We start from the raw sequence: 26,511 nt of genomic DNA, 5'->3' as shown, positions 1-26,511 counted from the left end.
ACAGGTCGCCTCCGCGCCCACTGCGCGGATTCGCATCGTGATGCATCGGTTTGCAGACGCCTCTCTGCTGTGGGAGGTGGTGACGGCCTGGTCGCGAACGATCATACATATGCTCGGTGTTGTCCGGTAGGCCTTTGCGAGGAATCACCGTGTTTCCTGCAAAACATCATTGGAGTCGTCATGCGGGCTGCTGGTCGGCTGCCTGCGCAATAGTGAGCGGCGTCGAACACTGGAGATCGAGCGCTCTCGTTTGCTCAGTCATGTAGTCAACGAACACCCGAATGCGGGCCGGAAGCTGCTTTCGGCTGAGAAAGCAGAGGTAGTGGCCACCGTCGTCTGGCGCGTGTTGGGCGAGGCAGCTGACGAGCCGCCTGTCACGAAGTAGTTCACACACCTGGTAGGCAGGCAACTGCGCCAGGCCTAGTCCGTCGAGTACGGCCTGCAAGGCCAGATCCGGGTCGTTGAACGTATGGCGCGCGGTCGGCTGGTACCGCTGCGTAAGACCGTCCACCTTGAATTCCCACTCCTTGAGGCGCCCCGATGCCGTCCGCAGGTTGATGTGGCGATGCTCGAGCAGTTCATCGACGTGGCTAGGCAAGCCGTGAATTCGGGCGTACGCGGGCGATGCACAAACGATCATTTGCATGGGGATCAAGCGGCGCGCGACGATGCCGCTGTCTTCCATGCGTCCATCGCGAAACGACACGTCGACGCGATCCGAAGTGAAATCGGCGGGCCGTTCGTTCAGCAGCAGTTCCAGGGAAATATCCGGATAGCGCGCGTGAAAGCCCCGCAATAGCGGCGCGACGACCCTGCGCCCGAAGGCCGCCGTCGAGGCGATGCTCAAATGGCCGCGAGGCGGTCCGTTGCGCAGCTCCCGCATGTCTTCGAGTGCCTGAGCGATGCGCGCGAGACCAGCCTGGCAGTTCTCGTAGAAGAGCTCGCCTTCGCGCGTCAACGAGGTGCTGCGCGTCGTGCGCAGGAAGAGCCGCGCGTCGAGTTGAGCCTCAAGTTTCTGAACGTTGCGGCTCACAGATGAGCGCCCAATGCCCAAGCGGTCGCCCGCTCGCGCAAAACTGCCCTCATTCGCGACTGCGATAAACGACACCACGCCAGCATAGCTGGTCGCGAAACTGCTGGCCAACGGATCGTCGGCGCCGTTCGAGCGGCACGAAAGATGGTCTGTCATGGAAGCAAGAGTCGTAATGTTCCTGACAACTAGACGGGTGGGTGCGTTCGTTTGTGACGCAAATCCAGATTTATTTATCGACGAGCGGCGCGATAGGGGGGCCGGGGTACTTACTGCCTCTCAAGTGCGCGTGCGCAGCGCATGGTATCAGCCGTTGCCGTGCACAGCTGCGATACGTGCCAGCTTGTCGGGGTTGCGCTGCACATGAATGCAAACGATGCGATTGCCGTTGATTTCGAACGACTGTGCGGATTCGAGCTGGTCTTCGAAATAGCGTAGCAGCGCCCATTGGCCGTTGAGTTGCACCAGCTTGAGTCGCATTTCGCTGCCAAATCGTAAATGAGACGCATAGAAGAGCTGCGCGATGCGCCTGCCGCCCACCATCGGCTTCGGGAAGCTCTGCACCTTGCCGCCGCCATCGCCAATCAGGATGGCGTCCTCGGAGAGCAACGCGTTGATTGCGTGGAAGTCACCGCGCTCGATCGCCTGCGCGAGCCCCTCCAGCAGGCGCCGATGCGTTTCGCGCGAGACTGTATAACGTGGACGCTCATCGCGCAGTTGGACCTTCGCACGACTCACGAGCTGACGGCACGCCGCTTCGCTCTTGCCGATGGCCAGTGCCACCTCCGCGTAGTCCGCGTCGAAGACCTCGCGCAGCAGGAACGCTGCGCGTGCCTCGGGCGTGAGGCGCTCGAGCAACAGTAGGAAAGCAACTGATACGTCATCGGCGCGTTCTTTGGCCTGTTCTGGCGTGGTCGGGGAATCTGTCAATTCCGGTTCCGGTAGCCAGATGCCCGTGTAGTGTTCGCGTCGGATTTTCGCGGCGCGCAGGTGGTCGATGGACATGCGTGTCGTGACCGCGACTAGCCAAGCTTCCGCGTTGTCGATGCTCTCGCGGTCGGCCGACTGCCAGCGCAGCCATAGGTCTTGCACAATGTCTTCCGCCTCGGCTACCGAGCCGAGCATTCGATACGCGATTTTCTGCAATCGTGGGCGCAGCTCGCTGAAGACACATGCTTTCTGGTCCATGAAAACGCTTCCTTGAAGGGGATTTCTCGGGGGGCGAGAAGGTTACTGAAAGGTGCATATTGCCATAGTAAAGACGAACTTGTGGCCCGTCTCATCCCCCTGCTGCAAGAGGTCAAGGACATGACCACCGGCATTGGGGGCGAGCAATGGCTGAACGCGAAATATGGCGTTGAGAGCGAGTTGTACAAAGACCTGGCGCGACTGGTTCTTCTTTAGCGCCACAGCGGTACTGCTGGACAGCACAGATAGCGTCCAGAACAACCCCGAGGGCAGCTTGCGCGCCGACTATCACTTGCACCCATACGGCGAGATCAACCTGGTGGTCCCGCTCAACGAAGGCGCGGCGCTCGCAGGTTGGAACGGCAGGTGTTATGGCGGCTGGACGGCACCCGAGCCTGGGAGGCCGTCATCTCGCTCACTTTTTTGCCGGCGGGGCGGATTGCGTTCGACGTTAAACCGCCGCCGCATTGAAGCGCTCAGACGGGCGCGTGTGAAGGCCTCGCCGATCCAACTCGCCTTCCGAATCAGCCGGCAGCGATCCTCGCGCAATTGACACAAAGCTCGCGAAGTTGCGTGAGGAATTCCAGCCTCTGCGGACCGCACGACAGAGCCGCAACAGTTGTGTGCGGCGCCGCAAATGCAACATGGTCGAATGCAGCAATCGCACCATGGTTGGAAATGCCTGACTGCCTGGCAGGCGGTGAAGACAGAGTTTGAGCATCCGATTGCCGGCTGCCTGTTCGGGGCGGTAGCAATCAGTCTTCTGCTGCTGCCAATCGTGTTGGTTGGTGTCAGCCATGAACCTGCTACCTGGCAGCCTGTTGTCCCTGTCGTCTCGCGTGGCGGGCCGTCAGCTTTCCTCTCGCCGCGTCGGCGATCTGCGCTCTCAACGTCGCAGCAGAAAGTCCCGGTCGCTTTACCAATAGCAACAACGCCGCCTGAGCAACCACGTCTACGTTTTAGTTCATCGCGCCTATTTTTGCGTTGGAGCCGCAGGTTGAGCGAAGGACGCCGAAAATGACGAGACTCGAGCGTTATGAAACGTCGACGTGGTTTTTTCCAGGGTCACGGCAAGCCGGCGTAGCGAGGTCGCGACGGTCGATAATGGCCGCCGCACATGCACTCAATTTGCGGACCGTCGTCGAAAGGGGCAAATGGCCGAAACGCGGCGAGTTTCTGCCACCTGTCACTGTCGGGCGAGCGTCGCTTCATGGCCGCACTCGGAAGTTCGTCGCCCGACCGCCGCTCCGAACTTCCGTAGTCACCCAATCCGGACCTTCGCTACTCTGGCGGCCCAATGGCGGTTTTCTGATTGGGAGCAGTCGATCGGGGTGACGTGGCGACCGAGTGCTCCGGGCCATGAAGAGACATGCGTCAGCTGGATCCCGTCGCCGCAAAGTTGCCGTTCGAGCGCGAACACAGCCACCTGAAGGAGACCCCGCATCCGAGGGCGCACATCGGCGGGCAGCCCTCAGAGCGATTGAGACGACGAGCACGGCGTGAGACCGTGCGGTCTCACCCCTTCGGGAGCACATCGTGCACGCCACTGGCCTGCAGCCCCAGGTCAACGAGCCACCTTGAAGGGGCGACGTGAAGACCGAACAATACAGCCTCAAACAACCCGCCGGCGCCGCAGCGCGGTCACTACCGAAAACCTCCCCCACTGACGACTATGTGTCCGTCGCCGCATCGCAAGAGGCGGTCCCAGCCCGTGGACGGCGGGGCAGTCGATCCGTCTGGCGACCCTGCTCGACACCATCGCCGCCTCACCAGTCGTCCGCTGAGGTCGCCACCCCTGTGTCGCGCATCTGCGCGGCATTCCGGCGACCGTATCGGAGTGCCGGTGCTCTTCGAGGTGGCTCAGGGTTTGGTGAAGGCGTAGCCGTCCAGGGTCGCTCCGCCGAAGTAGGTGCCGGGGAACGCGCCGAACTCCGTGAAGCACTCGCCGTTGACCGGATCGAGGATCAGCAGCCCCTCGCCCTGGATGCCGGCAATCACGACGAAGTGGGTCCCGCCGCTGAGCCAGGTGATCGAGGCGACAACAGGTCGCCCGGCGTCGATCTCGGCTCTGAGGTCGGCGAGAGTCAGATCCGGTCCGTGATAGCTGGCGTAGTTGCCGACCGTCTTCAACGCGTCGGTCACCCCGCCGGATTTCAGATAGCGGGTGTCGATCCCCAGGCGGGCGTCGTCGAGCACGTAGCGGGCGCCGATGGCGTAGGGGTTGGCGTAGCGAGCGGCCAGGTCGGGGTTCTGGATCAGTGCCTGCGCCGACGGGCAGGCAGTGGTGTTCGTCGGGAACCCGTTGATCTCCTGTCCTATCTGCGTCATCACCTCGCATTGCTTCCAGGTGCTTGCCGGGTCGTAGAAGTGATCGACGGTGGCGCCGCAGGCGATCCAGCACCACTGGTCACTCTGCTGGTACTGCAACCGCACCGCGAGGCGGTTGGTCACGTCCGGTACGTACGTCTGCACCTCGATCGGCTTGGCGTCGAGGACGGTGATGTCGGTGACGACGTTCAGCGGCGAGTTCCAGTCCACATTGACGACGAAGGTGACGCCGTGGTTGGGGTCGTAGGGTGGTCCGTGGGGGCAGACGTTGTCGGCGGAGATCGTCGCCGCACCGATGAACCGGACCTTGTTGTCGGCGTACTCCGACGCCGTGACGATGACCGTCGAGTCGTGGTCGATGGCGTCCCAGTTGAAGTTGAGGGTCGTGCGGCCGAGGAACTTCCCCCAGTACTTGCGGATGGTCAGCGGCATGATCCCAGCCTCAGTACTGGATCTCGATCGGCGCATCGTCGAGAACGGTGACGTCCGTGACGATGTTCAGCGGCGCCCCCCAATTGACGTTGACGACGAAGGTGACGCCGTGGTTGGAGTCGAATGGCGGCCCGTGGGGGCAGACGTTGTCGACGGTGATGGTGGCCGCGCCGATGAAACGGTGCTCGCTGTCGGCGGGCGTAGTCACCTTGTACTCGGCGGCGGTGACGATGACCGTTGAGTCGTGGTTGATGGCGTCCCAGTTGAAATTGAGCGTCGTGCGCCCCTGGAAGGGGCCCCAATACTTTCGGACGGTTTGCGGCATGTCGGCACCCCTGTCGCGTTGGAGAGTAGTAACCTCAAGCGCCCTCTGGGTCGACCGGTGATGGTCGGAGGTGCCTGGATATGGCAACCGTGACGTCGCGCAATCCTCGTTTCGGACAGAAAAAGGCTAGATGATTTGACGTAGATGACCAGGGGCGACGAAGCGTATATGTAGGGCAACGCACATAAGATAAGCGGCAGGCGGACACATAAACCCCGTCTCAGGGCAAGCGATAAAGGCTCGCGCATGTGAACGGCCGCTGTAAGGGGTGTGTGAGTCATCCGAACATCGGCGGCGGCCCGAGAGCGAGTGGCCCTTCATGGCTGCCTGCGGCCCGACGCGGATGCCCGCAGGCGACCCGATAGCGGACCACAGCGCTGTTGGACATCACTCTCCGCTGCGGTTCAGAGGTCATTTGAGCGGACAGCCAGATTCGACGGGGCGCACGTTCTGCGGCGGATTCTCTAGTTATCCAAAATAGCTGATCCCCGAGACAATCAACAGCAGATTCACAAGCCGTACGAAATGATTGTCGGACAGCCGTTTATAGAGCGTCATGCCGATCGCGGTTCCGAGCAGCGACCCGGGTATGCAGAGCAGAATGGCTGGGGTGAAACCGGTTTTGCCGGCGGAGTGTCGCAAGAGACTAATTGCAGCGAGCGCAGCGACCTGCGTGATCAGGATAAACGGCTGATACATGGCACGCTGGCGGTCCTTGTTCCACCCCTTGAACCCGCACCAGATGGTCACGAATGCTCCGGGAAAGCCGGCCGCGCCACCCGTGACGCCGCCGAGAAATCCCGCCAAGACATCGAGTGCCTTCTCCTGGCGCCGGATGACGAGCGGCCGCCGGGCGAGCATGTAGCACCCGTAGAGAACCAGAAACACACCAAGCACGTGGGTGTAGACGTGACGATCCAGCGTGAGCAGTACGGCGATGCCCAGGGGCAGTCCGACCCCGCCGCCGACCAGGAAAACAGCCAGCGGCCGCCACTGGATATCCCGTTTGAGTGACCAGACCATTGCTGTCTGGTTCGCGATACTGCAGACAATCATGATCTGGACGACCTGCACCGGGTCGGCGGAGAGATGGAACAGCATTGCGCCGCAGACTGCGGAGAAGGCGAAGCCCGCGATGCTGGATATGCCAGACGCCAGAAAAACGGCACCGATGACAAAGACTTCGACGCCTTCGTGCACGGACAAGGCCAGGCAAAGTGCCGTGGCGAGCACGAGCACCGCCCACTGAAGTTTGACCTGCCAGGGGTACCATCCCGTTGCCGGGGTCAATGACCGGGCTGGTCCCGCGGCGCTCTCGGGCGCGGGCTGAGGTTCGCTATCCATTTGCCGTGTCTCTCCGTGTTGGACATTACAGGAAAGGCCAGTGTTTCCCGCCCGTTGTGGCGGGAAGCGCGCGTTCAAGGATTGATTACATCGGTGCGGCGGGTGCGCAGGCTCGCCACGTCGCGCGCAGTGGCCTTGTCCCGCGTCCGCTGGGTGTCGTCGCACCATGAAACATCGAGTGCCCAGTGCTGTTTAGTTCCAGTTGATGACGGTCGCGGCTGTGAGCGGCACATCAGTATCGAGCACCGTGATACGCGTCGGTACTACCTGAAAAGGTGATACCCTCATGCTCACCGAAGATCGGTGATCCGCACATTCTTCTTGAGGACGACATGCTTCCATTCGCGGATTCCACCAATCCACCGGTGCACGATGACGTCTATGCACTCTGGGATCGGCTGGCCGAGTTCTCAGCAGGTGATGGCGATGTCGCGCTGTCCCATCTGCTAACCAAGCTCAGTGCCATGGTCAACGCACAGAATGCGCTTTGGGCCGTTGTCGTGCGATTGCCTTCGCTCGCGCCAAAGGATCCTTTGTTCGGCTGGCGTCCACGACTGGTTCGGCTTCTGCATCCGGTACCGGCGATGGTCGCTTCGGTGCAGGAGCAGTACGACACGCTCTGGTCCGGCCACGTCGACTCGTCACATGTCGTGGCCGCCTCAGGGAACGAGCCGTTCTGCGCCAACCTGCTCTTCGAGGCGATGCCCGCCGAATGGTTTGAAGGTGAGCACTATCGGCGCCACTACCTCGAAGTCGGCCACGGCGACAGCATCCAGGTGCGTTGCTCGCTCAATGACGATGTGCGGATTCATCTCTTCGTGTTTCGCGATGTGCGGGCACCCCGATTCTCTGCGCCGGATCTCGAGCGTCTGGGTTTCGTGATGCATGGGCTGAGATGGTTCAACCGGCAGCAACTGCTCAGCCACGGCCTGCTCATCGCCGACGCTCCCCTGACGACGGCCGAGCGAAGGGTGCTGCTGTGGCTGCTCGACGGACTCACGGAAAAGCAGATCGCGCAGAAGCTCGACCAAAGTCCGAACACGACGCATGTCCATATCAAGGCGATCTACGCCAAATTCAACGTCCGGAATCGCTCAACGCTCACCGCGCTGTGGCTCGGCAAGCTGAGATAGCGAACTGCAGGCGCTGGCGTTGCAGGCGACGATGGCGAGGCACCCGCGCAAGGCGAGGCCGAAAGGCTTCTTGTCCGTGGATGCAAATCGCGGAGCCTCCGCGCTGCGCAAGATAAAGATGTGCACGCGGACATCCTCGTTGAGGTCGCAACGCATTGACATGCTGTCTGTGTGGCCGACGGCCAGGTCGGCCAGAGGGCTCATCCCGGAGTGCGAACATCGAGTCGTCAGGCTGGCTGTCCGAAGTGGACTGGACAGGTCGCACCGGCACGGGCTGAGAGAGAGTCACGCGATCACCTATTCAGGTTATGTTCCGGTGTCAGCGAATCATCTACGATTAGACCCATGCCGCTATTGCATTGCGGCGTGCCCGCCTTGAACGTGCCGCTGTCGACAGCACAGCTGGATGCCATTGAGTGCCGCACAGTCCGAGGCCCGCAGACGCCCAAGGTATCGCTTGCGTCGCGATTTGTGACGCGGAACTAGCGGTTCGATCAGTAACTACAGCTGGCGATCGATGATAGCAGCCGGCACTTCACTCCTTGCTCCATTGCTCAGGTATCCCAGGTTAACCGCTTGCCGGAAAAGTAGACTGCCGTTACGAGCTCTTTTTGAACTGGCCTTTTGAGGAACCTCGACATGAGATGCGCGAGCCGGGTCAACATTGTTCGAACCTGCTGCCTGCTCACGGCGATGGCCACCGCCGGGGTCCAATGCTGTATTGCCGCGACCGGTAACGACGATTTCGATTCTGGGCTAGAAGACTCCGCCGTATTTTCCCGTGCTTCGGGAAACACTCCGTTTCCGCGCTTCGACGCATCGCAGATTCCGTTTGCTCCGCAGCCCGCACTGGATGACTCAATTGCCCTTTGTATTCCGGACCTCTACTGTTCACTCGCAGTGCGATAGCGCAGCCGGCGCGATCGCGCTCAACGATAAGAAAAGTCTATTCAAGGCGGGTGTTTGCCCAAGGAGCACTGACCCCTCCGGGAATTGAATCAGATTGTGGAATCAAGGCGCCTCAGCACCGAGCGATCGGCTCGGGACGGTCTGCCAAAGCCACGTGATGGGAGCACCAGACGAGGACCCGTCGCAAACAAGCAGGAGGAGCAACTATGCGCGCGCAAGACATCATGACTGCGTCCGTCATCACTGCCACACCGGACATGACGATCCACGAAGCGGCAACACTTTTGGTCGAAAACCATATCGGAAGCATGCCGGTCGTCGACGAGAACGGACAAGTTGTCGGTATCGTCGGCGAACGCGATCTTCTGCATCGAGTAGAGAACAGCACCTGCCACAGAAAGCGCCAGTGGTGGCTCGAACTCCTGTTGTCGTCCCCCCGCGCTCAGGCCGCGAGGTATCTGAAGGAGCACGGGCGCGTCGTAGGCGACGTGATGTGCGAAGAGGTGATTTCGATCTCGGAGGACATGCCGCTCCAGCAGATCGCGGACCTCATGGAGCGTCGACGTCTCGACAGCGTGCCAGTGTTGAAGAGTGGCACGCTGATCGGAAATTTGAGTCGCTCGAATCTGATTCGCGCACTCGCGCGGATTGCTCCGGTCGTGGAATTAGTTTCGCGCGATGACGCGAGCCTGCGCGAAGAAATAGTCCGGACAATGCACGGGCAGAGCTGGGGGTTGCCCAAAAACTGCGTGCGCGTCAAGGATGGCGTCGCGCATCTATGCGGGGTGATCGAATCTGTAGAGGAAAAGCGGGCCATCCGCGTTGCGGCGGAGAGCGTGCCGGGCGTCAAGCGTGTGGAGTACCATCTTGAATATCCAAACGTGATTCCGGCCCTGTAGCTCACGATCGCAAGACGCGTGTCGATCGTCCGGGCTGAACGACGAATCACTGCGATCGTGACGGTCACGTCAAACCGGGGGACGAAATATCGACGGGTTTCGATCGCGGGCTTGAAATCAGGCAAGCGCTCGACGTAGGCAATCACACCACTGACGCCGTGTCACGGCTCAATCTGCCGAGTGATCTGCGCGTCCGTGGTGCGGCTTGCAGCGCCGGACTCTGGATTCGATCTTTTTAGAGAAGGTCCGATGTTCGCTGCCGGACAGCCATTCGAATGACTGAGTGGGTGCGATCGTAAAAGGCAGCTTCTGGCCGACCACCGTCGCATGCCGTACACAGTGCCATCGACGGAAAGCGAGCCAGAGCGGTCCAGCAGGCAGGCGCTCGGTGGACGGCGAATTGGCAGTGCAAGCGGTATATCAGGAGGTAACCGCTCGTTCATCACGGAGCGTCGCCGTGAGTATTATCGCCACGCATGCAATCGCCGACGCGGTGATAAAAACGTCCTTGAGCGAACCAAACCAGGCTACGAAATTGCCCCCCATCACGTTGCCCAATGTCGTTCCAAGACCGAGAAAGACGTTGGCAACACCAAACACCGTGGTTGCCGAGCAAGGGTCCATAGTCTTGCTGATATACGCGGGAATCAGTCCGTAAATCGCATAGAACGAGAGACCGAAACACACGGCGGCCGCTCGCAATTGCCATGCTTCGGAATGGAAAGCGATCAGGAGACCGGAGCCGGCGAGTGCAGTGAAGGAGAATGCGAGCGCAATCCGTGCCCCTGCCTTGTCGGCAGCCATCCCCGCCGCAAATCCGCTGAACAGTCCCACCGCGCCAATCGTCGACCAGACTTGCCCGATAGTTGCCAGGGAATGTCCCTCATCGGCCAGAAAGCTCGACAGGTAGTTTTGCCACGGCCCGCAAGCCATTCCGCTCAACGCGAGCAGTATCCAGACCGTCAGGTTGGGGCGAGTCATCAATTGCCACCGGCCGCCGGACGCGCGACGACTTACGGCGCGCTTTGGCGCCTTGCGGCTGAAAACCTGTGGAGCGAAGCGGCGAAGCGCAAGCAGTCCCACAAGCGCGATGACGAGCGAGACCGACCCCGCCACAATCCATATGGAGTGCCAACTGTGTGCTGGTAAGCCCCGCGACACAAGAAGACCATTCGCGAATTGCCCATAGGCCGTGCCGCTCGAAACCAGACCATTGACGCGGGAACGGTACCCGAAGGGAACTGTACCGGAGATTGCACCGACGCTCGGGACCATCATGAAAGCCGCCGTCGCCCCAAGTCCGGCGAGAACGAGTCCGACCGACATTACGCTCTGGACTTTCGCGAACAGTAGCAAAAGCAAGGCTGCCGCAGTGACAGCGCCCACAATGACCTGCCCCTCGCCGAAGCGGGTTGTGAGGCGCGGAGAAACTAACGCCGCAACGAGGTACGCCGTCTGGGTCCCACCAGTTACGATGCCAATCGCCGTATAGTCGATTCCGAGACTTTGCCGCATCACTGGCACGACCAGCACAAAAAGATAGAGCCCAAAGCCGAACACGACCGCCACGAACAGCGTGAAGACGACAGCAACGCTGATCGTGCGTACGATCGACTGGGTTCTCGTGGAAGTCATTGCGTGCGTCGCCATAGTCGACCTATATCGATAAGTAGCTATATAGAAAGAGTACAATATAGATTGGTCCCGTCAAGGAAAATCTGAGCAATGTCGAAAATGGACAATGTCGATGAGAACCAGCTGCAGGAGGCGCTGCATGCACTCTCGAATCGCCACCGGCTGACGATACTCATTTGGCTTACCGAGCCGGAAAAGCACTTTCCACCGCAGCGGGACGCGGACCTTGTGAAGGATGGGGTCTGTGTCAGCTTCATCACCGAGAAGACTGGCCTCAGTCAGCCCACTGTCACCACGCATATGCAGGCGCTGGCAGCGGCAGACCTGGTGACTTCGAAGAAAATCAAAAACTGGGTGTACTACAAGCCCAATAGCGTGGCGATCCAACGCTTGCTCGACGACCTGGATCGCGCGCTACGCCATACTTGACCGATACGCTTTCCACAACTGGAGTGGGGCTCCGCATCAGTCATCGCGTATGTGCCGAGAGGGGCGTTTGTTGGGGGGCGGAACGACGCTTTGGTGACCAAATGCAGCGGTTGCTACTGACTGTTCGTGGCCCGACCTCTCCACCGATGCGGTCGGCCTCAGCCGACCCGCAGAGACGTTCGGGGTCGCCGAAAGCGGTCCTTCAAAAAAGCGTGCGGCGCGCCCGCATGCTTCAGCAATTCGATGCGCCAAGCCGTTCTAGATCGGCAATCAGCCCGGGCCCGGTCGGAGTCCAGCCGAGCGTCCTCCGCGTCTTTTCGCTTGATGCCACAAGGTCGCGGCTAGCGAACATTGCCAGCCAACCAAAGTGCGTCGAAGCTTCTCCCGCGGATATGGATCTTGTGGGCAGTTTCAGCCCGCGGCCGATTGCTTCGGCAATATTCAGCATCAGCACGCCTTCTTCAGCCACCGCATGATATTTCGCGCCCGCTTCGTTCTTTTCCAGCGCCAACCGGTAAAGACGGGCGACATCCGAGATGTGTGCCGCCGCCCAGCGGTTGCGTCCTTCCCCGACATAGGCTGAGACGCCTTTCTCGCGCGCCACAGCAACGGCGTAAGTCAGAAGCCCTTGCCGCATTGTGTTGTGAACTTGGGGAAGCCGCACCACCGAGGCGCGCACGCCCCTCAGTGATAGCGCCGTCTGCTCCGAGACGCGGGGAAAGGGGAAATCTGGCGGCACGTCATGGTCCTCGGTCGCGATCTGGCCCGGCCCGGCTAGTCCTGCCGTCCCCGACGTGGCGATCAGAAGCCGATCTGAGCCAGCGAGGACTGAGCCCAAAGCTTCGATTGCGATGCGATCGACCTCGCAAGACCTTGCAAAGTTGGACCAGTCGTGAATAAAGCCCAGGTGAATCACGGCATCGGCCGCCGCTGCGCCCCTCCGAAGGCTTTCGAGGTCTTCAAGCGAACCGCGATGCACGTCCGCTCCAATAGTTGCCAGGGCTTTTTCTCCCTCGTCTGAACGAGCCATGCCGAGAACCTTATGTCCCGCAGCAATCAGTTCCTTAACGGTGGGAATGCCGATAAATCCGGTAGCGCCGGTGATGAAAACGCGCATGAACTTGTCTCCAGGTTTCGCTGGAGACAAGTGTCAGCTTTGCGAGTATTCCGGTAAAGTAGTGACCTTATTATGGTAAGACTACTAACAGCATGAAGTCGCGCCAGGACAACGAAAACCTCCTCGCCGCCTATTTGCGGGACCGGCGAATGAAGCTTGATCCCGCAGTACTCGGCTTTCCCGCAGAGCGCCGGCGGACGCCTGGGCTGCGCCGTGAGGAAGTGGCGCAGCGCGCCAATATCAGCCCCACCTGGTACACGTGGCTTGAACAAGGTCGCGGCGGTGCCCCCTCGGCGGATGTGCTCGATCGAATATCGCGGGCCCTGATGCTGACGGATGTCGAGCGCGAGCACCTTTTTCTAGTTGGCCTCGGGCGACCGCCCGAAGCCCGCTACCAAGAGAAGGAAGGTGTCACGCCTCGGCTGCAGCGTGTCCTCGACGCTTTGGACCCCAGCCCCGCCCTCATTCGCACTGCCACCTGGAACGTCCTTGCCTGGAATCGGGCGGCCACTGTCATGTTGGGCGACTATGGCTCCCTGCCGCCAAACCAACGCAATGTGCTGCGCACTATCTTCCTTGATCCGCGTGCGCGCGCCGTGCAGTATGACTGGGAGAGCGTGGCGCGCCACATCATCGGTGCATTCGCGTCGATGCAGCGCGTGCGGGAGCGGCAACGGAGGTGGCGCCTCTCGTTGATGAGCTATGCCGGCTCAGTCCCGAGTTCAAGGTGATGTGGCGCGACAACGAGGTTCGAGAGATCCACGGCGAGGCCATCAAGCGCATCCGCCATCCGGTACTCGGCCCGCTCGCCTTCGAATATTCGACCTTCTCCGTCGACGGCCGGACTGATCTCAGCATGTGTGTCTACAATCCCGCGACGCCGGAGGATGCGAAGAAGATAGCGTCCCAGATCAGCTTGCTCTCGAACCGACTACCGACGGCCGACATGCAAGGGCCGTAGTGGCACTCGCAATAACGCAGGTTCAGGCATTCGAAGCTCGATTCCCAAGAGTCTCTCAGGGCCCCGCAGGCACCGAATATGGCAAGCGGCTGTGGGCACTAACGCTCGGCTTGTGAACGGCCGTTCGTGGCCGAACGCGGCTCTCTGCCGCAAACGCACGTCCGAACGACCGCGCAGTACCTGATCCAGCAGCGCTAGCGCGTCCAACAAGCATTCTGCAGGACCACGCGGTAGCCATCGGGATCTTCGAACGTCAGACCCCGTCGATCCCAGTACGGATTCTCTGCTGGCACTGGTTCATTTCCCAATTCGCGGAACCTTTCGACGGCGATTTCCCACTCCTCAGGCATCGGCAAATAGATGACCAAGAGATGCTCCTTAGTGGGTGCATTCGGGACCGTCACATGGTGCTGGTGAGTCAGTTCAATATGCCACGCGTACTCTCGATGGCCGAGAACGATGCCATCAAATCCTTGGTGATCGACAAATTGCGCCAATACCTCGAAACCAAGGCCTTGAATATAAAACGCAGCCGCGCGAGCGACATCATTCGTTGGACGAGCGACACGTAGTACGTGAACTGGCATTAGGGGTTCCAATCGAAGAAGTGGATGTGGCAACCAATCGTCGGCGAAGAACCAATTGTCAACCATCTTCATGCCCGTGTCGAACGACCGGTTGTGGCCGAGGCCGCCGGCCGTGGACGGCTCAGCTCGACCCGCTTCCGCCGTTGGGCGTACTTAAAGTCACATGACCGCTTTGGAGCGCACCAGCCGCCATCGAGCGCGCGCGGTGTCGCCTGTGTTCACCCATGGCCGCCATGGATGAAGTTGCACCCAGGCTCCACCAGCGATGAGGTTCGCTGCTTCGGGACCGTAACGCGCTAACGTAGATCGGTAGTCATGCTTTCCCAATATCCCCAGCTCCGGAGCCATGCTTCGCAGGCATGCCGGTGAGCCTGGAAAGTCTTTTTCCGTTGCGAGCTGAAACGCTACTCTGCATGCACGAGTTAGAGCATTCCACACGCGCCGGACGACGTCACCGTCGCTGTCGCGTAACTCGCGTCCAGTGACGGGAGCTGCATATTAAGCAATAGATATTGCGCGCTTCCCTGGAATCGAAGCTCTCTCTGCGTTGCGTTTGACATGAACTTACCTAACTGGAGCCGCAAAATGAACCAACCCGTCGTCCTGATCACCGGCGCCCTCACGGGCATCGGCCGCGCAACCGCTTTTGCATTCGCCCGCTTGGGCGCACGTCTCGTCGTGTCGGGCCGCCGTGCCGCGGAAGGTTCGGCGCTCGAGGCCGAATTGCGCGAAGCAGGCGCACAAGCTTTCTTCGTGCAGGCTGACGTACGCCGCGACGAAGACGTCCGTCACCTCGTCGATGAAACCGTTGCTCGCTTCGGCCGGCTCGACGTTGCAGTCAACAATGCTGGCACGGAAGGTAAACCGGGACCTGTGGTCGATCAGACTGCCGAGAGCTACGCTGATACCTTCGACACCAACGTGCTCGGCACGTTGCTGAGCCTCAAGCACGAACTGCGCGTGATGACCGCACAGCAAGCTGGCAGCATCATCAACATATCCTCGACTTATGGTCATGAGGGTGCGGCCTTCGCTTCGGTGTATGCGGGCAGCAAGCATGCTGTGGAAGGGATCACGAAATCGGCTGCACTCGAGGCCGCTTCGGCGCGCGTTCGCGTCAACGCCGTAGCGCCTGGTCCCACCGACACGGGCATGTTGGACCGTTTCACCGGCACGCCGGAGAACAAGGCCTCGCTCGCGGCAACGGTTCCGCTCGCACGAATCGGTAGACCTGACGACATCGCGGCGGCGGTGCTCTACCTGGCCAATGACGGTGCTGCGTTTGTCACAGGGCAGATCCTCACCGTCGACGGCGGCAAGACAGCGGGTTGAGCTTTCAACGCGGTTTGGGCTTCCTGCTGAACCGGCGAAGCCCTATACAAGCGACACTTCTGGATGGAACCATCAATGAACACCGATCTCACCTTCTTCGAATCGAAGGCTTCCCCGAACTCTCGCCGTATTCGCATCTTCCTTGCCGAGAAGGGCATCGAATTTCCTGCCAAGGCGGTGGACCTCGGCGCCAAAGAGCAATTCTCCGATGCCTACGTTGCGATCAACCCTCGCCGCCAGGTTCCCACGCTCGTGCTGCGAGACGGCACAGCGATTGGCGAAGTCCCGGCAATCTGGCGTTACATCGAGGAGGCCTACCCCGAGAAGCCCGCATTGCTAGGCACGACGCCAACTACGAAGGCGCTCGTCACGATGTGGGAACGACGTGCCGAGCTGGACGGATTCTCGGCGGTAATGGAGGGCGTCAGGAACGCCGTTGCCGGGCTGAAAGGTCGGGCGCTCTCAGGCCCGCATGCGTACGAGCAGATCCCCGAAATCGTCGAGCGCAGCAAGCTGCGCGTCGCGCACTTCTTTGTCGATTTCAACGACCGCCTCAAGACAGTGCCATTCGTCGCGGGCGACGCATTCTCGGTGGCTGACATTACTACGCTGGTTGCGATCGACTTCGCGGCGGGCGGCATGAAGCTGAGCATTCCTACGGGCTTCGACGCACTGCAAGCGTGGTACGACAAAGTCAACGCACGTCCGTCGTCGAAGGCATGACGGCCCGCAAGGTAGCCTGTCGTGACCGATGCCGTGCGCTCAGTATCTGCGCGGCCGGCTTCTGCGATTCGCCTCACGGCGGGTAAGCGTCGGACCTGCCGCGCCAATGTCACCCGCACCCGCGGACTGCTGCGTCACGGGAAAGATGGCATTGAGCGCGGCTTTCGCGTCGCCTTTCATGTGTCGGAGCCGGGCAAGACTCAACGAGCAACGCGACTGCCACGCAAGGAATCCGTGTTTCTGGGCCGTCTTAAGAGCATCGGTCAAAATCGATTCGGCCGCCGGTATCGCTTCGTCGCCCCGGATCGCGACCAGCACCTCCGCCTTCGCTCTCCATAGCTCAGGCAGAGCTGGAAGCGATTCCCGAGCCGGTCGGCCACGCCCTGTAGCCCAAACGCCGGCACACAAACCGCAGCAAGTTCCAGCGCCAGCGGAATTCCATCGAGCCGGCGGCAGATTTGCGACTTCAGCCTCAACGCTGTCCGTGAATCCACGCTGAGCCCGGCATGCGGTCCGACACGCTCTTCGAAGAGACGTACCGCACTGTAGTCGAGCGCGACATCGCAATTTTCGTCCGGCGGAACCTCGAGCGACGGAACACGATAGATCAGCTCCCCTGCAACGCGCAGCGTTTCGCGGCTTGTTGCAAGTACGAGTGCTCGCGGGGCGATCCGAAGCAGCCTTTCGGCAATCCTGGCGGCCCCGTGCGCGGCTTCGAGCGCCAACCGCGTCTTTCCCACACCGCCGGTACCCACGGGCGTGACCAGACGATGCGTTTGCAGGCCACGGTAAATCTCGCGTACGGCAATTTCCCGGCCGATGAGAGGACTGACCTCTGCAGGTAGCGGCAGGCCCGAAAAAGCCGGACCGTCTGCAGGTGCAACAGGGGGCCTATCCGAATTCGTGACTTGCGGGAGCACTTCTGCGATGAACTGGTATCCGCGCCCGGTCACCGTACGTATTGCCGCCCGGTCGTCTCCGAGAGCGCGGCGAAGTGCGGAAATCTGAGCTTCGACAGTTTTGCCCGGCCTCACGAGTGTCGTCAGAATTTTGTCTGCCGCCCGAACGGCGCGAACACCGGTAAGCATCAGCTTCTTTCAGCGCGTTTCAGCACTTTCAACGCGTGCGGGACTGCACCCCGCACAGGCCACACCGCGTCGTGCATCTTATTGCTTGATCTGGTCGATGCGCGACAGAAACGTCGACAGAATCGCTGAGCGGTTATTCCGGTTATAGCCCACCACAAGCTCGATTCTCGGCGGTTCGCCCTTGAGTGGTCGGCTTGTTACCGACCAGGGCAGCAGTTTCTCGGCATAGGAGGGCAGTAGTGCGACGCCTCTCGTCGAGGCGATTAGCGACATCGCCATCGTCAGGTTGTGCACGCGATGCGCGGGCTCGATGACGACGTCGTTTGTCGCCAGATAGTTTTCGATCGCGCCGCGCATGGGACCGGCTATGTCTGAACCACCTATGAATAATTCACCCGCCAGTTCGTGCACGTCGATCTCATCGAAGGCCGCAAGGCGATGATCGCTTGGCATCAGCACGACGAAAGGCTCGCGTGCGACTGTCACGTAATCGAGGTCGGGTCGGTTGGCTTCGGCACGCATGAAGGCGACGTCCAGCCGTCCCGTCGACAATCCCTCTGCGAGTTCAGGGGAGTGCTCGCTCGATACCGTCATTTCGATGCTCTGCAGATCGCTCGCGAGCACGCGAGTCGCTTCCGCGAGCCAGGTCACTTCCTGTCCGCTCAGGAAGCCAACCGCAAACGTCGGCTTGGACGGTCGCGCCGCCCGCCGCGCTGCCTCGCACGCCGCATCGACTTGTGCAAGGGCGAGACGCGTGTGGACCAGAAATGCCTTGCCGGCGTCGGTCAGTTCAATGCCACGCGCGCTACGCACGAACAGTTGCGCACCTACTTCGTATTCAAGGTCTCTGATCTGCCGGCTCAGAGACGGCTGGGACGTGTACAGCCGACGTTCCGCCGCGACGGTCAGGCTGCCCTCTTCGGCCACGGCGAGGAAATAACGAAGATGACGCAGTTCCATTCACGCGTTCCTTTTAGTCATGCATGACAGGTATGGGGATCAGCTTACAAAGTCTTTTTCGCGCGGACAAGTGGCGGCTATCGTTCGATCACATCAGCCGGACGAAACCCTACCTCGCCCCAATGTCAGTTATCTGCTGGAAGGACGATCATGAACACCCTGACAGGAAAGACCGCGCTCGTCACCGGCGCTTCCCGTGGCATCGGACGCGCCACTGCGCTTGCGCTCGCGCAGGCAGGCGCTCAGATCATCGTTCACTATGGCCGCGGTGCGCGTGAGGCCAAGGCCGTCGTCGCCGAAATCACTGCGACGGGCACTCGTGCCCATGCCCTCCAGGCCGATCTAGTCGAATCCGACGGGCCGCACAGGCTCGCGCGCCATGTCCGGGCAATCGTCGGTGAACGGCTCGACATCCTCGTTTCCAACGCTGGCATCGCGAAGGCAGCCACGCTCGAGGAAACAGGCGTCGAAGATTTCGACGAACTGTTCGCAGTCAACGTCCGCGCTCCGTATTTTCTCGTTCAGCAATTGCTGCCGATCATGTGCAAGGGCAGCAGCGTCACGCTGCTTTCGTCGCTCGCGGCCCATGCGGCCGTCGGCGAACTATCGGCCTACTCGGCCACGAAAGGCGCCGTGGACACCCTTGTGCGCCACTTCGCGGTTGGCCTGGGACCGCGCGGCATCCGCGTGAACGCAGTCGCGCCCGGCGTGGTGCAAACCGACATGTCGAGCTTCACCCGCACCGACGAAGGCCGCGACATGACACTCAGCCTTCAGGCCATCAAACGGCTCGCCGAACCCGATGACATCGCCGCTGCGATCACCTTTCTCGCCTCCGACCAGGCCAGATGGACAACCGGCGCGACGCTCAATGTGGATGGCGGCTCGAAGCTCTGAGCGAGTCGAGCGCGACGCCGCCATTTCGGCCATCCAATTCGATTCACGCACCCGGATATATCAATGTCGCTAACTACCTCAATACAGCCCCCGCGCACGCGAAACTGGCTCGCGGTTCTTTCGGTCGCACTCAGCGCGACCGTGTTCTGCACCACGGAATTCCTTCCCGTCGGGCTACTGCGTTACATCAGCCAGGGACTGGGCGTAAGCGTTGGAGCCGCCGGCATCATGGTCACGGCGCCCGGGCTGCTGGCCGCCATTGCCGCGCCGTTTCTTACGGTAGCGGTCGGGCGTTTCGACCGTCGGCGCGTGCTACTAGGCCTGGGCCTGCTGCTCGTAATCTCGAATCTGACGGCCATGCTGGCGCCGAACTTCGCGATTCTTGTCGTAGCCCGCGCGCTGTTCGGATTCGGAATCGGCGGATTCTGGGCGATCAGCGTAGGGCTCGGCGTTCGACTCGTACCGGAGGAACACGTCGGCCGGGCCACATCGCTGATTTTCGCGGGCGTCTCGCTCGGCATGCTGATCGGCGGGCCGGCAGGGGCACTGATCGGAGACCTGGCTGGTTGGCGTACCGTATTTGGCGCAGCGCTCGCGCTGTCCGTTGCCGCGCTGCTGGCCCAGTGGGTTTCGTTGCCGTCGCTACACGTAGAGCATCGGGTAAGCACACGCGATCTGCTCGGCATCTTCGGTACGCGACCGGCACGCATCGGGCTGATCGCGATGACGCTGGCCCTATGCGGACAGTTCGCGACCTATACGTATATCACTCCGTTCCTCGCAACGGTGTCGGGATTTGGCGGCAAGGTCATCTCGTTGCTGCTGCTCGGCTACACGTTCATCGGGCTGCTCGGTAATTTCATCGGTGGTTCATCCGCGCAACGGAACGTCAGGACCACGCTCATCGCGAGCATCCTGTTTATCGCATTGCCGCTCGCCATGCTTCCCGCACTCGGCACCAGTCGGCCGTCGGTGCTGGTCGCGCTGGCCGCGTGGGGAACCGCATACGGTGCCATGCCCGTCGCACTGCAGATGTGGATGGCGCAGGCAACCCGCGAAGTCCGCGAAGGTGGCATGGCGCTGTTCGTAGCCAATTTCCAGATCTCGATTGCACTGGGTTCGTTCGTCGGCGGCCGGATCGTCGACGGGTTGGGTCTCTTCAATGCAATGTACTTCGGTGCCGGACTCGCCTTGGTTTCGATCCTGACGCTCGCGCTGACCGGCGGGCATCCTCGCAGGATTGACGAGCCCGCGTCCACCTGAACTATTCCAGCGGGCTGCGACCGCGCAGTCATGCACGCGCCATATCTTTCAGGCATGGCCACTTGCCTACAAAGTCTTTTTCCTCTTGCCAGCCACCGCATACAGTACCCATCAGCAGGCACCGCCCCACGAGATTTCCAGGCGCGTGACTGGATTGCCAAAGCAGCACCCCATGCATTTCAAACATACCGGCAAAACAACTGCTGCACTTACTTCTGAAAGGATCGCAATCATGAGCCACCAGACGCACCAGACCGCACCAACGCAGTACGTTGAAGCAAACGGTATCCGCTTCGCCTATCGCCGCTTCGGCAATCGCGCGGGCGTACCGCTTGTGATGAACATCCACTTCACCGGCACCATGGATCACTGGGACCCCGCCGTGACCGACGGCCTGGCCGCCGGACGTGAGGTCATCCTGTTCAACAACGCCGGCATTTCGAGCAGTTCAGGCAGCGTTCCCGAATCGATCGAGGAAATGGCGGCCAACGCTGCCGCATTCATTCGTGCGCTCGGTCTCGAACAGGTCGATGTACTGGGATTCTCGATGGGTGGCCTGATTGCGCAGACGCTCGCCATTGCTGAGCCCACGCTGGTTCGCCGCCTGATCCTCGTCGGCACGGGCCCGCGCAGCGGAGAAGGCATGGCCTCGCTGACGCCCGAAGCGCAGGATATCTTCGGCGCGAGCTATGCCGAACCGGACCATCTCTGGCTGCGCGTCCATTTCTCGCCGACAGGGACCAGCCAGACGGCCGGGCGTGCGTTCCTCGAACGCTTCCGCCTTCGCACGGAGAACCGTGATCCGGTGGCCAACGAAGCCGTGGCACCGGCCCAGCTCGCGGCACTCGCGAAATGGGGCGCGCCGCAAGACAAGCCGTATGCCTACCTGTCTGCACTCAGCCAGCCGACCCTGGTCGTCAATGGTGACGACGACGTCATCATCTATACGGTCAATTCGCTGATTCTGCGCCAGCACATCCCGAATGCCCAACTGATCATCTATCCGGACGCCAATCACGGCTCGCTCTATCAATACCCCGAGCGTTTCGTGGAAGACGTTTCCAGGTTCCTTTCCTGAGTCGCCAGGTACACCCACATTTGATCCCGAATTCAACAGGAGTTAATCGTGACTACTAATCTTCACGGCAAAACTGCACTCGTCACGGGCGCTTCGCGCGGCATCGGCCGCGCAACCGCTCAGGCTCTGGCAGCAGCAGGCGCGCGCGTGATCGTGCACTTCGGCAGCGACGAGAAGGCTGCGAATTCCGTCGTCGAGGCGATCCGTGCGTCGGGTGGTTCGGCCGACAAGGTCGCGGCAGACCTGAGCGCGGCGAACGGCCCTCACGAACTGGCCCGTCAGGTACGCGGGCTGATTGGCGAGCGTCTCAACATTCTCGTTGCGAATGCCGGCATCTCGAAGGCCTCGTCGATCGCGGAAACGACGGTAGAGGACTTCGACCGGTTGTTCGCCGTCAATGTGCGCGCCCCATACTTCCTCGTCCAGCAACTGCTGCCCGTGCTGGGCGAGGGCAGTAGCGTAGTCCTGCTGTCCTCACTTGCAGCCCGCGCTTCGGTTGGCAATCTGTCAGCCTACGCCGCGAGTAAGGGAGCAATCGACACCCTGGTCAAGCATTTCGCCGCAGCGCTCGGCGAGCGCGGCATTCGCGTGAACGCCGTCGCGCCGGGCGTTGTTGAAACTGACATGTCGAACTTCGCCAAAACCGATGCCGGGCGGGACTTCACCCTCGGCATGCAGGCCCTCAAGCGCGTGGCGCAACCCGACGACATCGCAGGCGCTGCCCTGTTCCTCGCATCCGATGCGGCACGCTGGGTGACGGGTGACACGCTGCGTGTCGATGGCGGCTCCAAGCTCTGATACCGGGGGAGACGGGCATGACCCATACAGCCTGCCCGACTGCCCCCGCGATTTCATCAACCGCGCGACCCCCGGCGATGGACGAGGCGGCACCCTGTCGGCGCTGTATCTCCTCGGTTATCTGGCCGCCGGCATACTCGCGCCGATTCTGGGACGCGTGGCGACGGTTCACGGACTGGGCTTCGCCGTGTATCTGGGCGCCGGCGTCATCGCCGCCTTGAGCTTCGCCACGCTCACACTCGCGCTCGGCCTGCGTCGCATTGCGAAGGACGAGCGACGCTGATTCCCAACTGAAACGCCGAATCTGCTCGTTTTTCTGCTCGAAGCCGTCGCACGGGAATGAGCGCAGTAATTTCAGTTCAGCCGGTTCGACGGCAAGCGCAATAGCAGCCGGCGCATCACGGTATTAGCAGATCGAACGGCCGCTTTCAGGCCGGCTACTGACTGACGCGGTGGGCGGAACTCGGGGCGAACGTGTCCTATTAGTGACCTATCCGGGCCTTTTCGACAAATCGTCGGCAGGCCCGGACACTGCAGAACGTCAGGGCATCAGAACGTCACGACCGTTCGCAGTCCGGCTACGGCCTCGTTGCCGATGCGTGCGCCGCTGTTATTCGGGTCGGGGATGCCGCCACCCGGATGGAAGATGTACTGGAGTTCGCCCTGCAGCAGCCACCACGGCGCAACCTGATACTGGTAGGTCGCCTCGATCACCGTCTCCGCCGAACGCACAGGGTAGCCCGGCGTCCGGAGTGTTGCGATGTCACGGTCGAGCGCGCTCGCGCTCGAGCTGACGTTCGCGTAGCTCACCGCGAGCCCGACCGAGTCGCTGTCCCGGCCCTTGAACGGAGCTTTCAGGACGACGCCTCCATTGATATTGAAGTCGAGCAGGTTACGGTCGCCCGGCGCGCCCATCACACGCGTGAAGACGCCAACCGATTGCGGGCTGTCGGCGCTCGGGCGCCACACCATCTGGTCTGCAACGGCATAAATGCTGAAGTTGCCGCGATGCGTGGCCGGCACGCCGTTCGACGCCGGGCTCGCGAGCGAGATGCCGTTCGTGTCGAGGTGCTGATCCGCGAAGTGATTGTTGTTGTACCAGAAGCCCAGCTTGTAGGTGCCCGGCAGCCCGCCCGGCTGTGCCGAACCAGATCCGCCTGCCGGCGGCTGGTTGATCGCGTACTGGACCTCGCCGATCATCATGACGCCGTTGTGCAGGTTGAACCGGGTGCCGCTGGCGTTGAGTTGCTGCGGGTCGCCATTGCCCGGCGCGGGGTTGCCGTCGAAGATGCCGCCGAGAATCGTCATCGAGTCACTCGGCTTGAACCGCAGGCGCACGCCGAGTGACGAGAGCGGATAGGCAGGGCCGCCCGCAGGCATGTCAGTGGCGGCCAGGACGGGCCAGCCGAAAGTCGCGTTCGCGAACGTGCTGCCGTACTGGCTGATGATGAATTCCTGATCAAGGCTCTGCTGGCCGATCCTGACGTCGAATTTGTCACCTATCGCCTGCTGGTACCAGAGTTCCCACAAACGCGTCGACGCTTCGGCTTCGACGCCGCTCACGGCTTGCAGCGCATTCAGACGTGCCGCCGTGATGCCGTGTCCGTGAATCTGCAGGGCATCGACGAAGAAGGTGCCGCCCTTCAGGCCGAGCGCCTTGTCAGTATCGACGCTAAGGCCGAACTGCGTGGCGCCGTTGTATGAAGCGCCCTTCGAGATACCGCCGGAGAAGTTTCCGTAGAGCTCGCTGGTTTCTTGCGCGTTGAACGTGATGCCGTGGTCGCCCAGTAGCGTGCGCAGTCCGCCCATGTCGCCGAGCAGGTTAGAGCGCTCCCAGAAGCCGGTCGGCGCGGCGGCGGCCCCGGCCGATGCCGCGCTTGTGTCGGTGTTTGTGGTTGCGGAAGAGCCCTGGTCCGCCGATGTGGGCGCGGCTGACTCCGACTGTGCGTAAGCCGGCATGGTGATGCTGGCGCCCAGTACCACCAAGAGCGCTGCGGCGGCGCAGCCTGGCTTCAGGCGCGAGGGCGGAGCGAGCATACATCGGCTGTCAATGCTGTTGTCGTTACGTATGGGCGTGCCAAAGGAGATCATTTTGTGTTCTTCTGGGAAGCGAACTGATGAATAAGCGATGCCAACGCAGGAGGGTGTCCGGCGCCGCCTCGCCGTGGGGGCTGCAGTCTTGCAAAGTCCTATCTGCGACGATGACACGCTCAGGCGGGCCACCAAGTACCGCCACCGGTGCGTCCTGGCATCTTCCAGAGGGCTGCAACCGAGGTGCCGCGTTGCACTGCCTGGACTCTGTCGGCACCTGTGTGCCGCCAGAGCTGGCTGTGCCCGTCAGGTTCGCGTTGCGGTGCGACTGCTGGCGTTGCACGCAGGTAATCGCGTGAGGCGAGGAGAAAGCGTTCGATATGCATGATTCAACTCCCGTCGAGCCCGGCTGGCCGGGCAACGTTCGATAAGTGGCACACCGTCAGCGAAGTCGGGCGCTGTCGGCGTACTTAAGCAAAAAGGGAGCGAGCTACAGACAGACCGCACGGGCGGTCCGGAAGAAGCGCGCTGACCCGTCAATCGGAGTCAGCGGCAGGAGGGAAAGTCCGGCGTCGCTAACGCGCGATTGCAGTCTGGTTGCCGGCACACGCCGGCATACAAGATCGACAACTAGAGCTTGCGTCCACGAAGGACTCTCCTGTTTCTAAGACAGGGCGGATTCTATGCGCGCCATCTGCGAGCGCGCAAGTAAAAATTGTCATGCAGTGCAGAGCAGTTCGAAGAGGGATGCCAAACGCACCGGACTGTGCCAGCGCAATGGCATTCTGGGAGGCTCACGAGCGTGCGCGGCGCAGCACGTGTGCAACACAAACTCACGGGAAATGGTTCTGTTGTGGAGTGCATAACAAAACGGAATGCAAATGAATTTCGTCAAATGGAAGTAACAGATTCGAAAGAAAAATCTTTGAAATAGTCGTTGACTCGGCTCACGCGTCGTCACTAGAATTCGCCTGTTTCCACGAAAGGGGCATATGCCTTGGACAGTTGTAGTTGTCGACCTTCGAATCGTTTTTCTGCCTGACCGGCACGACGCCCGCCTGGATTCTTCCTTAGCCGCCGTCCTGCCAGCAGGCAGACGGTGCGCGCCGCAGTAGCTTCCGCAGTCTCTCCCGCGCATCTCTTCGATTGGCCGCCGTCGTTGGCGTGTGTCCTATCACGCACGTTCGTCAACGCGACCCGGCGCGTCGAGCCATTGGCTCGCGCCGCCGCTTGTTCACGCCGTTTTCGCGCGCGCAACACTGCGCCGGAACGGGCGTGCGGTAAAACACGTCCGTCAAACATGAACCGGACCCAAATGAAAGAGGAGTTCACGATGCCCGACCCTGAGCCTAAACCCTGCACATCTCGCCTTGCGTTCTCGCAGAACGCGGGCCACTTCGCCTGACATCTGGCGGCCGCATACGTTCCTCCCACACGCCCGGGCATATCGCCCCCCGCGTGCAGCGAAACGAAGGCACGCCTGATCGATGGCGCCACGTTTCAGGCATCTGGAGGAATCACCATGCACTTCGCTCTCCTCGTTTCGCAACTCCCGCACGTCGAAGAAGCTCGCACGCACTACAACGGCATGCTCGGGCTCGACTCACATTCGCACGGTTCAACCGGCGTAGTTGCTGCCGTCTGGACGGCATTCAAAAAGCTCGTTCGCTGACACGGCCTGGCGTCGCCGACTTCTGCCCCTGCTCCTGCACCAGCAGTCGGCGGGGCAGCGCCACGTCTCAATCATTAAGTTCAAAAAAGTACTACTAAGGAATAGATACAGATGTCCACCACTCCTGCAAACCTCACGCAACGTCGGAGTGCCGTGCTCGACGACGCGCACGTGGGCGATATCAAAGGTGCCCTCGGCACCATCGCCCGCCACGACACCGCTCCGCGTAGCAACTGGATGGCGCGCCTGCGCACACTGCTCGCCATCCTTGGCCCCGGCCTCATTGTCATGGTCGGTGATAACGACGCCGGCGCCTTCGGCACTTATACGCAGGCGGGGCAGAACTACGGCA

Annotated in this window: 23 protein-coding genes and 3 pseudogenes; 14 read left to right on the top strand and 12 right to left on the bottom strand. The window is 61.3% G+C overall.

What is annotated here, in order from left to right; translation table 11 throughout:
• Positions 1-178 precede the first annotated feature (178 nt).
• Together ACOJB8_RS37680 and ACOJB8_RS37675 are read right to left on the bottom strand one after the other, a co-directional pair.
• The gene (locus ACOJB8_RS37680) at positions 179-1,189 is read right to left on the bottom strand and encodes a LysR family transcriptional regulator (RefSeq protein WP_069266924.1); all 1,011 of its coding nucleotides are present in this window, start codon (positions 1,187-1,189) and stop codon (positions 179-181) included.
• A gap of 147 nt (positions 1,190-1,336) precedes the next feature.
• Positions 1,337-2,218: an RNA polymerase sigma-70 factor gene (locus ACOJB8_RS37675; RefSeq protein ID WP_069266923.1), complete on the bottom strand. Its 882-nt coding sequence runs from the start codon at positions 2,216-2,218 to the stop codon at positions 1,337-1,339.
• 45 nt (positions 2,219-2,263) lie between these two features.
• Here ACOJB8_RS37675 and ACOJB8_RS37670 point away from each other — a divergent pair.
• A pseudogene (locus ACOJB8_RS37670) lies at positions 2,264-2,689 on the top strand (4-hydroxylaminobenzoate lyase).
• Here the strand turns inward: ACOJB8_RS37670 and ACOJB8_RS37665 are convergent.
• The 4 genes from ACOJB8_RS37665 to ACOJB8_RS37650 all read right to left on the bottom strand — a co-directional run bounded on the left by ACOJB8_RS37665 (position 2,670) and on the right by ACOJB8_RS37650 (position 6,647).
• Positions 2,670-3,017 (bottom strand): hypothetical protein, encoded by a 348-nt coding sequence (locus tag ACOJB8_RS37665; RefSeq protein WP_475017214.1) that lies wholly within the window; start codon positions 3,015-3,017, stop codon positions 2,670-2,672. The pseudogene ACOJB8_RS37670 and the gene ACOJB8_RS37665 sit on opposite strands and share 20 nt — an antisense overlap.
• A 1,061-nt stretch (positions 3,018-4,078) precedes the next feature.
• The gene (locus ACOJB8_RS37660) at positions 4,079-4,978 is read right to left on the bottom strand and encodes a papain-like cysteine protease family protein (protein ID WP_069266922.1); all 900 of its coding nucleotides are present in this window, start codon (positions 4,976-4,978) and stop codon (positions 4,079-4,081) included.
• Positions 4,979-4,988: 10 nt separating this feature from the next.
• Positions 4,989-5,303 carry a hypothetical protein gene (locus tag ACOJB8_RS37655; RefSeq protein WP_342949458.1) on the bottom strand — a complete coding sequence of 105 codons (315 nt, stop codon included), beginning with the start codon at positions 5,301-5,303 and terminating at the stop codon, positions 4,989-4,991.
• Between the two features lie 468 nt (positions 5,304-5,771).
• Positions 5,772-6,647 carry a sulfite exporter TauE/SafE family protein gene (locus ACOJB8_RS37650; protein ID WP_475017212.1) on the bottom strand — a complete coding sequence of 292 codons (876 nt, stop codon included), beginning with the start codon at positions 6,645-6,647 and terminating at the stop codon, positions 5,772-5,774.
• A 332-nt stretch (positions 6,648-6,979) separates the two neighbouring features.
• Between ACOJB8_RS37650 and ACOJB8_RS37645 the strand changes: the two genes are divergently transcribed.
• Both ACOJB8_RS37645 and ACOJB8_RS37640 read left to right on the top strand, forming a co-directional pair.
• A complete protein-coding gene (locus ACOJB8_RS37645; protein WP_475017210.1) occupies positions 6,980-7,780 on the top strand; it encodes a helix-turn-helix transcriptional regulator in 801 nt (266 codons plus the stop codon).
• A gap of 1,115 nt (positions 7,781-8,895) precedes the next feature.
• Positions 8,896-9,588, top strand: a complete 693-nt coding sequence (locus ACOJB8_RS37640; RefSeq protein ID WP_342949461.1) for a CBS domain-containing protein — start codon at positions 8,896-8,898, stop codon at positions 9,586-9,588.
• Between the two features lie 420 nt (positions 9,589-10,008).
• On the opposite strand, the gene ACOJB8_RS37635 is transcribed toward ACOJB8_RS37640, so the two are convergent.
• Positions 10,009-11,223 (bottom strand): MFS transporter, encoded by a 1,215-nt coding sequence (locus tag ACOJB8_RS37635; RefSeq protein WP_475017208.1) that lies wholly within the window; start codon positions 11,221-11,223, stop codon positions 10,009-10,011.
• A gap of 90 nt (positions 11,224-11,313) precedes the next feature.
• On the opposite strand from ACOJB8_RS37635, the gene ACOJB8_RS37630 reads away from it, so the two are divergent.
• Positions 11,314-11,652: an ArsR/SmtB family transcription factor gene (locus tag ACOJB8_RS37630; RefSeq protein ID WP_083245449.1), complete on the top strand. Its 339-nt coding sequence runs from the start codon at positions 11,314-11,316 to the stop codon at positions 11,650-11,652.
• Positions 11,653-11,884: 232 nt separating this feature from the next.
• Here the strand turns inward: ACOJB8_RS37630 and ACOJB8_RS37625 are convergent, their stop codons facing one another.
• Positions 11,885-12,769, bottom strand: a complete 885-nt coding sequence (locus ACOJB8_RS37625) for an SDR family oxidoreductase (RefSeq protein WP_475017206.1) — start codon at positions 12,767-12,769, stop codon at positions 11,885-11,887.
• A 92-nt stretch (positions 12,770-12,861) separates the two neighbouring features.
• Between ACOJB8_RS37625 and ACOJB8_RS37620 the strand changes: the two are divergent.
• Positions 12,862-13,730 (top strand): annotated as a pseudogene (locus ACOJB8_RS37620) (helix-turn-helix transcriptional regulator).
• A 194-nt stretch (positions 13,731-13,924) separates the two neighbouring features.
• On the opposite strand, the gene ACOJB8_RS37615 reads toward ACOJB8_RS37620, so the two are convergent.
• Positions 13,925-14,317, bottom strand: a complete 393-nt coding sequence (locus tag ACOJB8_RS37615) for a VOC family protein (RefSeq protein WP_368729822.1) — start codon at positions 14,315-14,317, stop codon at positions 13,925-13,927.
• A gap of 585 nt (positions 14,318-14,902) precedes the next feature.
• Between ACOJB8_RS37615 and ACOJB8_RS37610 the strand changes: the two genes are divergently transcribed.
• Positions 14,903-15,649 carry an SDR family NAD(P)-dependent oxidoreductase gene (locus ACOJB8_RS37610; protein ID WP_069266914.1) on the top strand — a complete coding sequence of 249 codons (747 nt, stop codon included), beginning with the start codon at positions 14,903-14,905 and terminating at the stop codon, positions 15,647-15,649.
• Between the two features lie 75 nt (positions 15,650-15,724).
• Complete coding sequence (locus ACOJB8_RS37605; RefSeq protein ID WP_475017204.1) at positions 15,725-16,372, top strand: glutathione S-transferase family protein; 648 nt, start codon at positions 15,725-15,727, stop codon at positions 16,370-16,372.
• Positions 16,373-16,635: 263 nt separating this feature from the next.
• Here the strand turns inward: ACOJB8_RS37605 and ACOJB8_RS37600 are convergent, their stop codons facing one another.
• Both ACOJB8_RS37600 and ACOJB8_RS37595 read right to left on the bottom strand, forming a co-directional pair.
• Positions 16,636-17,460, bottom strand: a complete 825-nt coding sequence (locus ACOJB8_RS37600) for a hypothetical protein (RefSeq protein ID WP_475017201.1) — start codon at positions 17,458-17,460, stop codon at positions 16,636-16,638.
• A gap of 78 nt (positions 17,461-17,538) precedes the next feature.
• Entirely contained in the window at positions 17,539-18,420 is an 882-nt protein-coding gene (locus ACOJB8_RS37595; RefSeq protein WP_475017199.1) for a LysR family transcriptional regulator, read from the bottom strand.
• A 150-nt stretch (positions 18,421-18,570) separates the two neighbouring features.
• On the opposite strand from ACOJB8_RS37595, the gene ACOJB8_RS37590 reads away from it, so the two are divergent.
• From ACOJB8_RS37590 to ACOJB8_RS37570, 5 genes are all read left to right on the top strand, one after another.
• Complete coding sequence (locus ACOJB8_RS37590; protein ID WP_475017198.1) at positions 18,571-19,317, top strand: SDR family NAD(P)-dependent oxidoreductase; 747 nt, start codon at positions 18,571-18,573, stop codon at positions 19,315-19,317.
• A gap of 63 nt (positions 19,318-19,380) precedes the next feature.
• The gene (locus tag ACOJB8_RS37585) at positions 19,381-20,580 is read left to right on the top strand and encodes an MFS transporter (protein ID WP_475017196.1); all 1,200 of its coding nucleotides are present in this window, start codon (positions 19,381-19,383) and stop codon (positions 20,578-20,580) included.
• A gap of 232 nt (positions 20,581-20,812) precedes the next feature.
• Positions 20,813-21,658 (top strand): alpha/beta fold hydrolase, encoded by an 846-nt coding sequence (locus tag ACOJB8_RS37580; RefSeq protein WP_475017225.1) that lies wholly within the window; start codon positions 20,813-20,815, stop codon positions 21,656-21,658.
• Between the two features lie 48 nt (positions 21,659-21,706).
• A complete protein-coding gene (locus tag ACOJB8_RS37575) occupies positions 21,707-22,456 on the top strand; it encodes an SDR family NAD(P)-dependent oxidoreductase (RefSeq protein WP_069266906.1) in 750 nt (249 codons plus the stop codon).
• Complete coding sequence (locus ACOJB8_RS37570) at positions 22,437-22,739, top strand: hypothetical protein (protein ID WP_342948342.1); 303 nt, start codon at positions 22,437-22,439, stop codon at positions 22,737-22,739. The genes ACOJB8_RS37575 and ACOJB8_RS37570 overlap by 20 nt, the downstream gene beginning before the upstream one ends.
• A 266-nt stretch (positions 22,740-23,005) precedes the next feature.
• Here the strand turns inward: ACOJB8_RS37570 and ACOJB8_RS37565 are convergent, their stop codons facing one another.
• On the bottom strand, positions 23,006-24,493 hold the full coding sequence (locus ACOJB8_RS37565; RefSeq protein WP_475017193.1) for a carbohydrate porin: 1,488 nt from the start codon (positions 24,491-24,493) through the stop codon (positions 23,006-23,008).
• Between the two features lie 1,516 nt (positions 24,494-26,009).
• On the opposite strand from ACOJB8_RS37565, the gene ACOJB8_RS37560 reads away from it, so the two are divergent.
• Positions 26,010-26,159, top strand: a complete 150-nt coding sequence (locus ACOJB8_RS37560) for a hypothetical protein (protein WP_176732903.1) — start codon at positions 26,010-26,012, stop codon at positions 26,157-26,159.
• A 111-nt stretch (positions 26,160-26,270) separates the two neighbouring features.
• Positions 26,271-26,511, top strand: a pseudogene (locus ACOJB8_RS37555) (manganese transporter); the annotation flags it as partial.

It is taken from the genome of Paraburkholderia sp. BR10141 (genome assembly GCF_056155635.1).
This window is presented reverse-complemented; position numbering and strand designations above follow the sequence as displayed.